Source organism: Acinetobacter sp. DL27 (assembly GCF_055810995.1).
The window spans coordinates 2,937,411-2,950,661 of sequence record NZ_CM147947.1 but is presented as its reverse complement, the minus strand read 5'-3'; the positions used below and the strand labels follow the sequence as shown (position 1 = coordinate 2,950,661).

Below are 13,251 nucleotides of genomic sequence, written 5' to 3'. Positions count from 1 at the left end.
TCAAAAAACTAAAATTATTTAATTTTAGCTTCTTTGAAGATTACGTGTTGACGGATTTTTGGATCAAATTTTTTGATTTCCATTTTTTCCGGCATAGTACGTTTGTTCTTAGTTGTGGTATAGAAATAACCTGTACCAGCAGTAGAAACTAGGCGAATTTTATCACGCATGGTTCAGACTCCTTAGATCTTTTGACCTTGAGCACGTAGGTCAGCAACAACCTTCTCGATACCCAATTTGTCGATAATACGCATACCTTTTGTAGTTAGACGAAGACGTACGAAACGTTTTTCGCTTTCTAACCAGAAACGGTGGTGATGCAGGTTCGGCTCGAACCGGCGTTTGGTTTTGTTATTGGCGTGCGAGACGTTGTTGCCAACGACTGGACGCTTGCCGGTAACTTGGCAAACCTTAGACATGGTGAACTCCATTGCTAGACAGCACCGATTGTGCGCTAGTTATTAAGTAAACGGATGAAATCATTCAAGGGGCGTTTTATACCAAAAATGCGCTTAAAAGACAAGCGATTTTCATTAAAACTAGGCATGAACCCGTGCGATAGGTCATGCCTTGATCATTTAGCGAAGAAGGGTCTTTGAAATCAACTTGTGAATTGGTTTGTTAAACGGTGGGAGAATGAATTTCAAGCTATATAACTTGGGATTCGACATCACTGACCGTTCATGCGACAAACTGAAGAAACCTTCTGGACCATGATATTTCCCCATACCTGATGCACCAACGCCACCAAATGGTAAATCGTCTTGTGCGACATGGGTCAAAACCGTGTTTTGTCCGAAATGCCCTGAATGAGTACGCTGTGCAACATAATCTGCACGCGCCTGATCAAAGTCGAAGTAGTATAATGCAAGTGGACGCGGACGGCTATTAATAAACTCGATAACATCGTCTATTTGATCATATTCCATGATCGGTAGCAGTGGCCCAAAGATTTCCTCTTGCATAATACGCATGTCAGGTGTGACCCCAGTTAACAGTGTAGGGGGCACTTTGCGTGTATCGGAGAAGGTTTCATGGGCTGGGTTGATCTCAACCACCTGCGCTCCATGCTCGCGTGCATTTTCAAGATAACCTTGTAAGCGGTTGTATTGGCGGTCATTAATAATTGAGGTGTAGTCTGGATTATGCAGAATGTCGGGATACATCTCTTCCACACACTCGCGGAAGTGTTCAATGAACTCGGCTGTTTTACCTTTAGGCAAGAACATATAGTCAGGTGCCACACAGGTTTGACCTGCATTCCACAGTTTACCTGCAGCAATCCGCTGCGCAACATCCCGTAAATGAATAGAAGGATGTACTAATACCGGGGATTTTCCGCCAAGTTCGAGGATCAAGGGAACGAGGTTCTCTGCCGCAGCAGCCATGACGGTTTTACCGACATTGGTTGAACCTGTGAAAATCAGTTTGTCAAAAGCCAAACGACAAAAGGCATCCGAGATCGCGCCACCGCCATTGGTCACGGAAACTAAGTCTTGAGGAAAGGCTTCAGAGAGCGCTTTTTCAAGGATGCGACCAAAGTTGCCCGATGAACTGGAAATTTTGATCATGGCATGGTTGCCTGCCGCCAAAGCACAAATTAAGGGTCCAATCGAGAGTAATAAAGGATAGTTCCAAGGGGTAATAATGCCGATCACACCTAAAGGTTGATATTGCACCCATGCTTTAGCCGGTTGGTGAATGATGGAAACGTGACGTTTCGAGGGTTTCATCCACGTGGTTAAATGCTTGCTATAATATTTGATGTGTTCAAGGCAGGTGAGTAATTCCCCAATTTTGGTTTCACTGGTGGAACGGTTGCCATAGTCTTGATTAATTGCTTCTGCAAATTGATCTTGATACTTAACTAAGATACGCTTAAGTCGTGCCAAACGGTCAATACGCTCTTTTGCGGTTGGCAATGGATAGCGTAAATAAGCGTGCTTTTGCTGTTCAAGCACATCATGTAGGTGCTGAATATCATAAGAATGTGGTGTCAATGAAGTTGTTTTTGTTTGACTGTTCATGCCGCACTACCATTTCAAATTTCAATTTATGTTTAATTTTTAGAGTAATTACTCTAATTAGTCAAGTTACTTTATGTGTTAGTCTTCTAATGCACTGAATGAATGGTTATTTTAGGATGTCTCAAACTAAAACGTTGAAAACCAAAGAACGTATTTTGCAACTCAGTTTGCAGCTTTTTAACGAGCGTGGAGAACGTTCTGTTACGACCAATCATATTGCCGCTGAATTGAATATGAGTCCGGGCAATTTGTATTATCACTTTCGCAATAAAAGTGAAATTATCAAAGAGCTCATGGAACAGTATCAAGGCGAAACGCTACAGATGCTGGCTTTGCCCGATGACCGTCTGTTAGATGCCAATGATAAAATTCGTTATTTCCAGGTGCTGAGCAGCCAGTTGTGGGCTTATCGCTTTTTACACCGTGATGTCTATCATTTGGTTGAAAACAATGAAGACTTCCGCAAGATGTATCCACGTTTTGCAGGACAAGTGATGCAGCAAGGACAAAAGATCTATCAGGCCTTTGTTGATGCAGGTCTGATGCAAATGACGTCGTCTGAAATTGAAGCCTTGATTATCAATTTATGGATTGTACTGACCAACTGGACCAACTTCCTTTATATGTCGGGTCATATCACTGACTCTAATACATTAGAAGAAAAGTGGGTTTGGCAGGCTCTCCGTCAAATGGTGTTCTTAGAAGGGGCCTATTTGCGTGGTGAAAGTCGTGAGACGTATGAGCGCTTGTTGGATACGATGGGGCCATCTGAACTGTTTTCGAGCTTGGCGTCATTTAAATCGGATGATAAGCCATAAGGTGTTTTGACAGCTGAGTAAAAAGCGCTAGAATACTCGGCTTGATTTTCATTTTACTGATTTAAACTGACATGAATATGACAACTGCTAACACGGCACGTTTACTGATTACTTGTGAAGATAAGCCAGGGATCGTGCAAGCTGTATCGAGCTTTTTGTATCATCAAGGCGCGAATATTACTGCGCTTGATCAATACGCGACTGAAGCTCAGGGCGGACGTTACTTTATGCGTGTTGAGTTTGAACTAGACAATTTACAGTCTCGTAAAGAAAGCATCACTCAAACTTTTGCTGCAAATGTAGCAGAGCGTTATGAAATGCAATGGCGTTTGGCGCTGGTCAGTGATGTGAAAAAAGTCGGGATTCTAGTGTCTAAAGTAGACCATGCCTTACTTGAGCTGTTATGGCGTCATGCGCGTGGCGGTTTACCATGCGAAATTACTAAAGTGATTTCTAACCACGAAACTTTACGTGAAGCGGTTGAGAACTTTGGCATTCCGTTTGAAGTTGTCCCTGTAACGAAGGACAACAAACGCGAAGCTTATGCTGAAATTGATGAATTAATGCAGGGTAATGACTTATTGGTACTTGCGCGTTATATGCAAATTCTAGATGAAGCATTTGTCGAAAAGTGGGAAATGAAAGTGATCAACATTCACCATTCATTTCTACCGGCTTTTGTTGGTGCAAACCCATACAAGCAAGCGCATGAAAAAGGTGTAAAACTTATTGGCGCAACCGCGCACTATGTCACTGCGGATCTGGATCAAGGTCCGATCATTGAGCAAGATGTAGAGCGTGTGAACCATGACTTTACGGTTGATCAATTACGTGAATTGGGTCAGGATGTTGAACGTAATGTCTTGGCACGTGCAGTGAAGTGGCACTTAGAAGACCGTATTATTGTTGATGGTAACAAAACAGTCGTTTTCCAATAAAAAATGGGTTGCAAGCACGATTTAAAAAGGCATACATTAAGTATGCCTTTTTTGTTTGGGTATGATTAGAAAAAACCATAAAAAGTGACAAATTAATAGTTGCAAATGAAAACACTTCTCATTTATCATTGCGCTACTTTATTGTACTAACCGATAAGCGTTATAGTGGAAACCAACCCAGTGGCCACTCCGCTTAAATTAGGTCACCGATTTTAATGAGTTCAACAGTTATTTCTCCTATGCAGACTCCCAACCCGATGAAAAAGAAAGTTCTTGTTGCTTTGATCGCGGTTGTCGTGGGCCATATGGGCGTATTGTGGGCAGTGAACCACATGAAAGCTCCTGAACTCAAACCGATTGAAAAAGAACCCTTGAAGGTTCGCTTCGTTAAAATTCAAGAACCACCAAAACCGCTACCGCCTAAGCCGAAGGAAGAACCGAAAAAGGAACCGACTAAGCCGAAGGAAGTGAAGATTGTGGAAAAACCACAACCGACCCCACCGAAAAAGGTAGAAAAGGTTCAACAAGTTAAAAAGGCAGAAGTGGTTAAACCGGTTGTTAAACCAACCGAAACTCCAGTAAAACCGACAGTCACCACGACGATTACAGAGAAAAAAGTCGAAAAACCTGTCGTGCAACCAGAGCAAGCGAAACCTGTTACTCAGGCTGCACCAGCTGATACTTCACCTAAGTCGGTGTCGATTGGGGGTTCAGGTGTGCAATGGAGCCGCTCTCCAAAACCAGTTTATAGTAATCAAGATTTACAAGGTGAAAACCGTCGAGTAGTGGTGCTGATTGAGGCGAATGAAAAAGGGTCGATTGTGAATGCCCGTATTACGCGCTCAAGTGGTGTGCCTGCTTTAGATGAAAAGATTTTAAGAGCTGTCAAAGGCGCTAAATTTAAACCTTATAAAGAAAATGGTGTGGCTTATCCAATTCGGGCTGAGCAACCATTTGATTTAGAATTGAATACAAAACGCTAACTTTATCAGGAGTTCGAGTATGAACTTTTCAGTTTATTGGCAACATGCTGATGCAGTCAGTAAAACACTGTATTTCATCTTGTTGGCAATGTCGATTGCAACGTGGACCATCTTTGTTTTACGTATCATGGGTACACGTCAATTGAAACAACAAGCTTATGCTCAACTTTCGCAAGCTTTAGCTAAGTTAAAATCAAAGTTTGCTGTATTGAACTTTGAACAACGTAAAGCAGTTGCAGAACAAGCACTCCTTCGTCAAATTTCTGCTGAAAAAGCGAATGCTGAGAAAGGTGTTTCAGTTCTAGGTACGATTGCATCGCTTGCACCGTTCGTGGGTTTGTTCGGTACAGTATGGGGGATTTTCCATGCCCTTGTTGCTGTTGGCAAAAGTGGTCAAGCGGGCTTAGCGCAAGTTGCAACTCCTGTAGGTGAAGCACTGATCATGACGGGTTTAGGTTTGGCTGTCGCGATTCCTGCGGTGTTAGCGTATAACATCTGTGCGCGTGTAAACCGTACTTTGGCACATGAGCTTCAAGACCAAGCACACGGCTTGCTCATTGATACCATGTTGCAACAAGACTCAGCACCTGCGGCAGTAGAAAGTAAAGCGACTCAACAAGGTTTAGTTGGAGGTCAAGCTTAATGGCTTTTCAATTGGGTGACGATAACGATGCTGGCATGAATGAGATGAACCTCATTCCGCTGATCGATATTATGCTGGTTTTGATGATCATCTTCTTGGTGACAGCGACCGTTGCCAACCCATCAATTCCATTAACTTTACCAAAAACGACAGCTGATATTGTAGATCCTCCACCTAAAGCCATTACGGTAAGCATTAATGCAAATGGCGAAGTGGCTTGGGATAATCAAGTGATTAGCTTGGAAGAACTACAAACGCGTTTTAATGAAGCGGGTGAGTTGGAAACCAAGCCAACGGTTCAACTTCGTGCAGATAAAGAATCTCGTTACGATATGGTCGCACAAGTGATGTCTCGTGCGAGTGAAGCTGGACTGGCGGATATTGCTTTCGTAAGCGACAACTAAGTTGATGTTAAAAAAAAGCGACTCTTGAAGTCGCTTTTTTTATTGTGAATTATTGAGTTATTTGCTGTCTTTCAATAAAGCCTGAAACTTAGAGCGCAGCTTCATCAGTTTTGGCGGAATGGCAAAGTTGCAATAGCCTTGAGAAGGATTACGAGCGTAAAAGTTCTGGTGATAGTCTTCAGCCGAATAGAACGTTGGTACAGGACTGAGTTCGGTCACAATCTCGAGACCTTCTGCCTTTAAGTCGTTAATCGCTTGCTCTGCGTCAGCACGCTGCGCATCATTAAAATAATAAATGACTGAACGATACTGGGTGCCGACATCATTGCCTTGACGGTTGAGTGTCGTAGGATCATGAGTGGCAAAAAACACATCGAGCAGCTGAGCATAGCTGATTTGAGTTTCATCAAAATCAATTAAAATAACTTCGGCGTGGTTGGTATCGCCACGACAAATGTCTTCATACGTTGGGTTGTCGGTATCTCCACCTGCATAACCACTGGTCACTTTATGTATGCCCTGAAGCTCTAAATAAACCGCTTCTACACACCAAAAACATCCACCACCAAAGAGTGCTTGTTGCATTTTAAAATCCTAATTGTGTTTATATCTGTTTATATAAGGGCAGATTGGTTAAGTACAATGTTGTCTGCTACAGATTAAAAAAGCCTGTGATTACAGGCTTTTTATAGAAATAATTTAACGTGGTTGAATGGCAGAGCCAAACTGTAGCAGCAAGTTGCCATGTCGATCGAGTAGTTTCAGAGTTTTACCAAACACTTGGTAATGTGTCACTTTTGCCAGCGCTTCTTGGAACTGTTGCGGAACAGTACTGTTATTGATACAGGCCATTCGGGTGGTTGCGAGCTGGCTCAAGGTGAGCGTATCGCGTCCTACGGTATAGCTGCCCATAATGCGGTTACAGCCATCTGCACCACTGATGCGGTTATCAGCTGAAAACTTAAGGCTTGGAATATTACGTTCATTGGGTGCTGTTTTAATTTCGGTATTGCCCATTTGCGTCAAAATCCAAGTCCGTTGCTGAAGCTGTTGAATGTTGGTCATTTCAATGGTGTCGGATGGCGGTGGTGTCGTTTGGCAACCAGTCATGATTAAGCTACTCGCTAAAAGACTGCTTGCAATCAGTTTTTTTAACATGGGATCAGACTCTTATTTTGATGTATCGTCTGAACTATCAAAGCAAATTTTGTCGTTGATTGCCAGTTTTAACTTGCAGCTTTTCGTTGCAGACCTTAGCGTGTTTGGTCAACGGGTAAACCCTGACGAATGAGCTGTGAATACTCAGGACTGGTTAAAGCTGTTTGTTTGCTTACACGTGGGTTGATATAGGCTTTTTGATACCATGTTTTCATATCCCACTGTGGACTAATTGCGCCTAAGTCATACAGATAGTTCGGTAAATAACCTGAAGCTAAAATACGATAGTCGGTTGGTAAAGCGTCATGTGAAACGGCTTGAACCATATCAAACACCAATGTGGTGCAATTACTGGTAAGGGTGTTATACCACTTAGGATGCTTGGCGAGCTCGTCTGCCTTATGTAAATACTCTACAAACAGTGCTTTACTTTCAGCCTGTCCGAGGCGAACAGGAAAGAAATAGACTTGTTCATGACGAATATTGCTACGGGTATAGACAATATCATGTTCGTCTGAGGCGACTAAACTCAGCTCATATTTTCTGAAAAAACCACCAATCGCTGAAAATTCTTCATTCTTCTCTTTGCGAATTTCAATGGAAAAAGTCAGCGGTGCAGTATTGGCAAAATCAAAACTAACCAAGGTATGTGCGATTTGCGGCCCCATCCAGTATGAGGTAATGATATTGACCCCAGTGATTTGATTTAGATCGAAAGAGCGGGTATCCCAATGTTCAGTATAGGAGCCGTCTGGGTGCCATGTGAAATTACGGACATTATGAAGGGTGACATTGTCGCCTTGTTTTTCATAATGCAAGATTTTTGCTACTTCAGGTTGCCAGTCGCGGTCTTGACGTGCATCTAAACTAAAATACCAAGACAACGCCAATAAAAAACCAAGGAGATAAAGGATGATATCGAGGCGACGACCAAAAAAGCTTTGGGTGATATAGATGCCTAAAATGCTGAGCGCAAAAGCAATCCAGATCCCAATAAAAATACGGCTGACCAACCAGCCCAAAGGCTCTTGAATCCACAATGCAAAACACAGCCAAATTGAACTGAACAAGACAAAAATACTAAACAGGGTGTGGAGTAATCCAAAGCCCAGTGTCCGCCAAAATTCTATTTTGATCATGTTGCGCATCGTGCTTTTAGCAAAAAGAATATGCTTTATTTTTGATAGGTTGCGAACTCAAAAGCAATTCCAGTTTTGTCATCAATATGTTGTTCTGATGCGACTTTTTTAAATGTTGTTGGAATGGCAGGGTAATGCGCATCACCTTGCACATCGAGTTCAACATGCGTGAGTTCTAAACGGTCCGCAATGTTGATGGTCTGTTTAAAAATTTCACCGCCACCAATGATAAAAATACTGTCGGGTTTTTCTGAAGCTTGAACATCGGCAACAGCTTGCGCTAAAGCTTCTTCGATGCTGTAAGCCACCTTTGTGTCTTCAAAAGCCCAAGAAGTGTCGCGAGTAATGACCCAATTGACACGCTTGGGTAATGTACGGCCCATCGATTCCAGCGTTTTACGCCCCATAATGACCACACCACCTTGGGTGATGGCTTTGAAGTGTTTCAGATCGGCTGAAATATGCCAAGGTAGGTCATTGCCTTTACCAATACAGCGTTGCTGATCCATTGCGACTACATGTACAACTTCTAAGTTTTGAAAGGCCATAACGCGCTCAAATGTTGGGTCATATTTCCACTCTTCCTCAAGGAGAGGATGAGTATCTATTAGTAAACCTCAATCCCGCTAATTCAAGGCGAGATTGAATTCGGCTTTATCTGCTTTAAACAGCGACAGGTGCTTTAATCCCGGGATGTGATTCATAACCCACGATTTCGATATCTTCAAATTTAAAGTCGAAAATATCTTTAACCGCAGGATTGAGTTTCAGTTGGCACAGCCCTAAAGGTTCACGGCTTAACTGAAGCTTCGCTTGCTCAAAATGGTTGGCATATAAATGCGTATCACCACCCGTCCAAACAAAGTCACCCACACCTAAACCGCAGACTTGCGCGATCATATGGGTGAGTAGCGCATAACTGGCAATATTGAAAGGCACACCTAGAAAAACATCGGCACTGCGTTGATAGAGCTGACAAGACAGTTTGCCGTTATGAACAAAGAACTGGAAGAGGGTGTGGCACGGAGGAAGGGCGACTTGCCCAGCTTCTTGTGGATTCCAACCCGATACAATCAGACGGCGTGAGTTTGGATTGGTTTTAATTTCATTGACTAACCAAGCAATTTGGTCAAAACCATCTTTTTCATACAAACCGTCGGCTTTTTTAGTTGCACCGAAATTACGCCATTGATGACCATACACCGGCCCCAGTTCACCTTCTGGGCGACCAAAACGCGCAGTTTGTTCTGCAGTTGACCATTCGTCCCAAATGCTGACTTTGTTGTCTTGTAAATATTGTACATTGGTATCGCCTTTTAAAAACCACAACAGTTCAATCACGATTGAACGAAAGTGAACTTTTTTAGTGGTTAATAAAGGGAAGCCTTGAGAAAGATCAAAGCGCATTTGATGACCAAATACCGAGCGCGTACCTGTACCAGTACGGTCGCCTTTATCACCGCCGTGATCGAGGATGTGTTGTAGCAGGTCTAAATACGTTTTCATAAAACTCTCAAATAAACACTTCGGGGGAACAGATCTCTTAAAATAAGGGGCTGTTCTTTCCACTCTAAATTACAAAATCTGCGGATGATTATACTGAATTGTGCCTTATTGCGCACCCGAGATTAGTAAGTCTGGCGATATGATTAATCATATAAAAGTTATGTGACGGCTATGACAGTAAACCAGATCAAAGTGGTTTTGTGCAGGATTTAAACGGGAATGATTGAGTTGTATTGGATCTAAATAAGCAGCCGTTTAGATGGGCAATCCACTCCATATTTAAGGACTTCATTAGCCAATGGTGAAAAATTTGGACTTGAGGTTAATGAGAGCTTAGATGAAGATTAAATTTTTTAGTTAATTTAGGTTTCAAAAAGTACAGAGAAAAGAAAACTTTAGAAAGGTTGTGTTGCATTTTGAAAAAAAATATTACATTTACGACATGAAAGTTCAATGCTGAGCGGTTAGTATTTCGAACTCGAAATGTTGCACACCCCTAATGATTGGGAGGAGAGTTGGTTTTAGTATGCCTTATGATCAAAACGTAAATATGAATGACGTCTATGCGCCTGCGCAAACCAATATCATAATACGTTCTCAGTCAGAGCGAAATGTCACCGCTTCGGATATTTTAAGCTCGAAGCAGGCACGAGAAAGGGCCATTAGTAACCATCAGCGTGTGGATCTTGAAAAGTTTACAGGTTTCTTAAGAAATATTACCCGTCAAACCAGTACCCAAAAATGTGCTAAAAGTATTCGCATTGGCTTAGAGTCTGCGGGTGCACGCTTCAAGAGTCATCCTGTGGCTGCGGCAGATTGGGGTAAGACCTTAACCAGCATTGGTTATCGTAAAATCAATTTATCTTTTGATCAGCCTAAAAAAGGCGATATTTATATTATCGACCGTACTGCAAAGAACCGTTATGGACATATTGCCGCTTATTCAGGCAATGGTTGGGTTTCTGATTTTAAACAAAGTGGTTATGCGGTTTACCGTAACCAAAATGTGAACTACAGCTATTATAGAATGGATTAAGCAGATGTTGACGGGATGTCGAGCAACTCAGCATCCCGATTAAATTCTTTTTTCACGCTGTGCCTGAATAGATACTAAAAATAAACCAATTCCACTAAAGCCGATACACTGGAGCGCAAGTGCAATTTGATCTTGCGCGGGTAAATAGCCCAGCAAACAAATCAGGGCAATTAGGGGTAGAAAAACCACCAAACGCGAAAAACCTTCCCGATACGGATTGTCCTGAGCAATCTTCAATTGCACACCGCGTAGCAGATGCGTTGCAATGCCAATCACTAGACTCAAACCAATAAAAATCGCGCCAAGCTGTTGAACTTGTGCTGCCATAAAAATCATCACGCAAGTTGCAATACAAATGATGAGTTTAATTTGACGGCTACAGCGTTCAGAATACCAAAAGTTCAACATGGTTTATTTGGACTCAGGCTGAGTATTGCTATGCAAAAGAGATAGGGGGGAAAATAGGCAAATCCCCAGCGCCATAAAACCAATCCCTTGTGCACCTGGAATCAGCAGCTCATCATCTTTAATATTCATAAAAATCAGCGCCAAGAGTAGGGCAATCGGAATCCAAGTCAGTAGACGATACAGAAAACCTGTAGGATTTTTGGCCGCAAAGTGAATTTTGCAGTAACGACAAATCAGAAAAACAATCCCCGTACCCAAGAACATTAAAATGGCATTGAGGCTCAGGGGTTCCATCCAATACAACACACCTGTTACAACAGCAATTGCGATAAAAATAAGTAATTTTTTAAGAATAGAAATTGAGGGATTAAACCAAAATTCGAGCATGGGAGTGATGTATTTAAAAACCAAACATATGTCACTTTAGCATAATTTGGTCCTAAAAAAGGGGGCAATGACGCCCCCAATATTTTATCCACTCATCGGATTAGCCATTATTCTTTTGTGGGCCCCAATCATAGATTTTCTTTTGATAGGCATACCACATCATCCATGCACCGACCAAAATCATTGGCAGACTGAGGAATTGACCTTTACTCATCCATGCGATGAATAGTTGCCCGTTGTCAGGCTCACGGAAAAACTCGACGATGAAGCGGGCCATACCATAACCGATCAGGAATAAAGCTGAAACTGCCATGCGTGGGCGTGGCTTTGAACTGAACCACCACAGTACGATGAACAACAATAACCCTTCAAAAAAGGCCTGATAGAGTTGAGAAGGATGGCGAATTAGCTGTAGCGGGTCAGTTGGGAAAATCATACCCAGTGCAAAGTTTGGGTCTGCAACAGGACGACCATAAAGCTCTCCGCCAATGAAGTTACCAATACGGCCAAACATGAGCCCTGTAGGTACACATGGCGCAATAAAGTCGAGGGTTTGGAACCAAGTCATTTTGTATTTCTTGCACCAGAACAGCATGGCAAGCATTACACCCAAGAAGCCGCCGTGGAAACTCATTCCGCCTGTCCAGACTTGGAATAGCCAAATAGGGTTGGCAAGGAATTGCTCAAAGCCATAAAAGAAGACGTAACCGACACGACCACCAATAACCACACCTAGAGCGCCATAAAAGATCAAATCGGAGACCATATCTGGTGTCCAACCTCGTTCTTTTGCGCGGTAGCTTGCAAGTCCCCAAGCAAACAAAAAGGCCAATAAATACATCAGTCCGTACCAATGAACTTGTAAAGGGCCAAGTGCTATTGCGACGGGGTCAATATTTGGGTAGGTCAGCATGCATATTCCTAGTCATTATGTTTTGAACAGATTTTAGCTGAAAGAGATGAAAAATGTTGTACATTCAATGTGTAAAGATGATGAGTATCGTTTATGTGTATTGTGGCAATAGCATGGCAGGTCTTGGATGAGATGCCATTGTGTTTGATTTCAAATCGAGATGAGTTCTATCAGCGCCCTTCGAGCCATTTAAAGCAGTGGGAAAATAGCCCGATTATTGCAGGGCAAGATTTGCAGTCTGGCGGCACATGGATGGGTATAACGCCAACAGGACGTTGGGCAGTTTTAACCAACTTTCGCGATGGCACTGATCAAACCAGCTATCCAACGTCTCGTGGACATTTAATTCAATCCTTTTTAGAGTCTGAACAAACCCCGATTCGTTTTGCTCAAGACTTAGAGAAAAAACAATGTGACTATGCGGGCTTTAATCTTTTTATGGGGGATCGGCATCAGGCGGTCTACATGAGCAATCGTGGTGAAGCACCACAGGTTCTTCCGAAAGGCGTGTATGTGGTGTCGAATGGTTTGATGACGGAACATTGGGAAAAAACCAAACATTTACGTAAGCGCTTTACCCAAGAGTTCCTACCGATGTTGCAACAATCCCACATCTTACAAAGTGAATTAGAGACAACGGCTTGGGATATTTTGGAGGATGAACGCAAGATTATTCCAGACTTGTTGCCACAAACTGGGATCAGTCAGGATATGGAAGAGCTATTATCTTCGACCTTTATTCAAAGTCCGATTTATGGGACACGCTGTTCTAACTTCCTGAGCATGACTCATGAACAATGGTCTTGGCTTGAAAAGCAGCAGCAGGGTGAGTGTAAAGGGGAAATCATAGAACAGGTGGTATTTTTTAAACCATAAAAAAAATGCCGACAT

At 42.5% G+C, this 13,251-nt stretch carries 18 protein-coding genes; 7 read left to right on the top strand and 11 right to left on the bottom strand.

Going from position 1 to position 13,251, the window contains the following annotated elements:
* Positions 1 to 14: 14 nt before the first annotated feature.
* From rpmG to AC0KVP_RS14200, 3 genes are all read right to left on the bottom strand, one after another.
* A complete protein-coding gene (gene rpmG / locus AC0KVP_RS14210) occupies positions 15 to 170 on the bottom strand; it encodes a 50S ribosomal protein L33 (RefSeq protein WP_003654787.1) in 156 nt (51 codons plus the stop codon).
* A gap of 12 nt (positions 171 to 182) precedes the next feature.
* Complete coding sequence (gene rpmB, locus AC0KVP_RS14205) at positions 183 to 419, bottom strand: 50S ribosomal protein L28 (RefSeq protein WP_000048256.1); 237 nt, start codon at positions 417 to 419, stop codon at positions 183 to 185.
* A 159-nt stretch (positions 420 to 578) separates the two neighbouring features.
* Positions 579 to 2,027, bottom strand: coding sequence for a coniferyl aldehyde dehydrogenase (locus AC0KVP_RS14200; protein ID WP_183173515.1), 1,449 nt, complete (start codon positions 2,025 to 2,027; stop codon positions 579 to 581).
* Positions 2,028 to 2,143: 116 nt separating this feature from the next.
* On the opposite strand from AC0KVP_RS14200, the gene AC0KVP_RS14195 reads away from it, so the two are divergent.
* The 5 genes from AC0KVP_RS14195 (at position 2,144) to AC0KVP_RS14175 (ending at position 5,813) form a co-directional block, all read left to right on the top strand.
* Positions 2,144 to 2,845, top strand: a complete 702-nt coding sequence (locus AC0KVP_RS14195) for a TetR/AcrR family transcriptional regulator (RefSeq protein ID WP_005400842.1) — start codon at positions 2,144 to 2,146, stop codon at positions 2,843 to 2,845.
* A 71-nt stretch (positions 2,846 to 2,916) separates the two neighbouring features.
* Positions 2,917 to 3,783 (top strand): formyltetrahydrofolate deformylase, encoded by an 867-nt coding sequence (purU, locus tag AC0KVP_RS14190; protein WP_004692478.1) that lies wholly within the window; start codon positions 2,917 to 2,919, stop codon positions 3,781 to 3,783.
* A gap of 215 nt (positions 3,784 to 3,998) precedes the next feature.
* Positions 3,999 to 4,766 (top strand): energy transducer TonB, encoded by a 768-nt coding sequence (locus AC0KVP_RS14185; protein WP_183173516.1) that lies wholly within the window; start codon positions 3,999 to 4,001, stop codon positions 4,764 to 4,766.
* 19 nt (positions 4,767 to 4,785) lie between these two features.
* Entirely contained in the window at positions 4,786 to 5,409 is a 624-nt protein-coding gene (locus tag AC0KVP_RS14180) for a MotA/TolQ/ExbB proton channel family protein (RefSeq protein ID WP_004692475.1), read from the top strand.
* Positions 5,409 to 5,813, top strand: a complete 405-nt coding sequence (locus AC0KVP_RS14175; protein ID WP_058868889.1) for an ExbD/TolR family protein — start codon at positions 5,409 to 5,411, stop codon at positions 5,811 to 5,813. Before AC0KVP_RS14180 ends, AC0KVP_RS14175 begins: the two co-directional genes overlap by 1 nt.
* A 57-nt stretch (positions 5,814 to 5,870) precedes the next feature.
* Here AC0KVP_RS14175 and msrA read toward each other — a convergent pair whose 3' ends face one another.
* From msrA to thyA, 5 genes are all read right to left on the bottom strand, one after another.
* Positions 5,871 to 6,398 (bottom strand): peptide-methionine (S)-S-oxide reductase MsrA, encoded by a 528-nt coding sequence (gene msrA / locus AC0KVP_RS14170; RefSeq protein ID WP_234965256.1) that lies wholly within the window; start codon positions 6,396 to 6,398, stop codon positions 5,871 to 5,873.
* A 114-nt stretch (positions 6,399 to 6,512) separates the two neighbouring features.
* Positions 6,513 to 6,971, bottom strand: a complete 459-nt coding sequence (locus AC0KVP_RS14165) for an META domain-containing protein (protein WP_183173518.1) — start codon at positions 6,969 to 6,971, stop codon at positions 6,513 to 6,515.
* Positions 6,972 to 7,066: 95 nt separating this feature from the next.
* On the bottom strand, positions 7,067 to 8,119 hold the full coding sequence (locus AC0KVP_RS14160) for an Lnb N-terminal periplasmic domain-containing protein (protein ID WP_473337462.1): 1,053 nt from the start codon (positions 8,117 to 8,119) through the stop codon (positions 7,067 to 7,069).
* A 26-nt stretch (positions 8,120 to 8,145) separates the two neighbouring features.
* The gene (locus AC0KVP_RS14155; RefSeq protein WP_473337460.1) at positions 8,146 to 8,658 is read right to left on the bottom strand and encodes a dihydrofolate reductase; all 513 of its coding nucleotides are present in this window, start codon (positions 8,656 to 8,658) and stop codon (positions 8,146 to 8,148) included.
* Positions 8,659 to 8,773: 115 nt separating this feature from the next.
* The gene (gene thyA / locus AC0KVP_RS14150; RefSeq protein ID WP_005400836.1) at positions 8,774 to 9,616 is read right to left on the bottom strand and encodes a thymidylate synthase; all 843 of its coding nucleotides are present in this window, start codon (positions 9,614 to 9,616) and stop codon (positions 8,774 to 8,776) included.
* Between the two features lie 526 nt (positions 9,617 to 10,142).
* On the opposite strand from thyA, the gene AC0KVP_RS14145 reads away from it, so the two are divergent.
* A complete protein-coding gene (locus tag AC0KVP_RS14145) occupies positions 10,143 to 10,652 on the top strand; it encodes a CHAP domain-containing protein (RefSeq protein WP_087011366.1) in 510 nt (169 codons plus the stop codon).
* Between the two features lie 39 nt (positions 10,653 to 10,691).
* Here AC0KVP_RS14145 and AC0KVP_RS14140 read toward each other — a convergent pair whose 3' ends face one another.
* The 3 genes from AC0KVP_RS14140 to lgt form a co-directional block, all read right to left on the bottom strand.
* Positions 10,692 to 11,060 carry a hypothetical protein gene (locus AC0KVP_RS14140; RefSeq protein ID WP_473337455.1) on the bottom strand — a complete coding sequence of 123 codons (369 nt, stop codon included), beginning with the start codon at positions 11,058 to 11,060 and terminating at the stop codon, positions 10,692 to 10,694.
* Between the two features lie 3 nt (positions 11,061 to 11,063).
* On the bottom strand, positions 11,064 to 11,447 hold the full coding sequence (locus tag AC0KVP_RS14135) for an AzlD domain-containing protein (protein ID WP_058868896.1): 384 nt from the start codon (positions 11,445 to 11,447) through the stop codon (positions 11,064 to 11,066).
* Between the two features lie 100 nt (positions 11,448 to 11,547).
* Positions 11,548 to 12,360: a prolipoprotein diacylglyceryl transferase gene (lgt, locus tag AC0KVP_RS14130; protein WP_004979021.1), complete on the bottom strand. Its 813-nt coding sequence runs from the start codon at positions 12,358 to 12,360 to the stop codon at positions 11,548 to 11,550.
* A gap of 93 nt (positions 12,361 to 12,453) precedes the next feature.
* On the opposite strand from lgt, the gene AC0KVP_RS14125 reads away from it, so the two are divergent.
* A complete protein-coding gene (locus AC0KVP_RS14125; RefSeq protein ID WP_473337451.1) occupies positions 12,454 to 13,236 on the top strand; it encodes an NRDE family protein in 783 nt (260 codons plus the stop codon).
* The last annotated feature ends 15 nt before the right edge of the window (positions 13,237 to 13,251 follow it).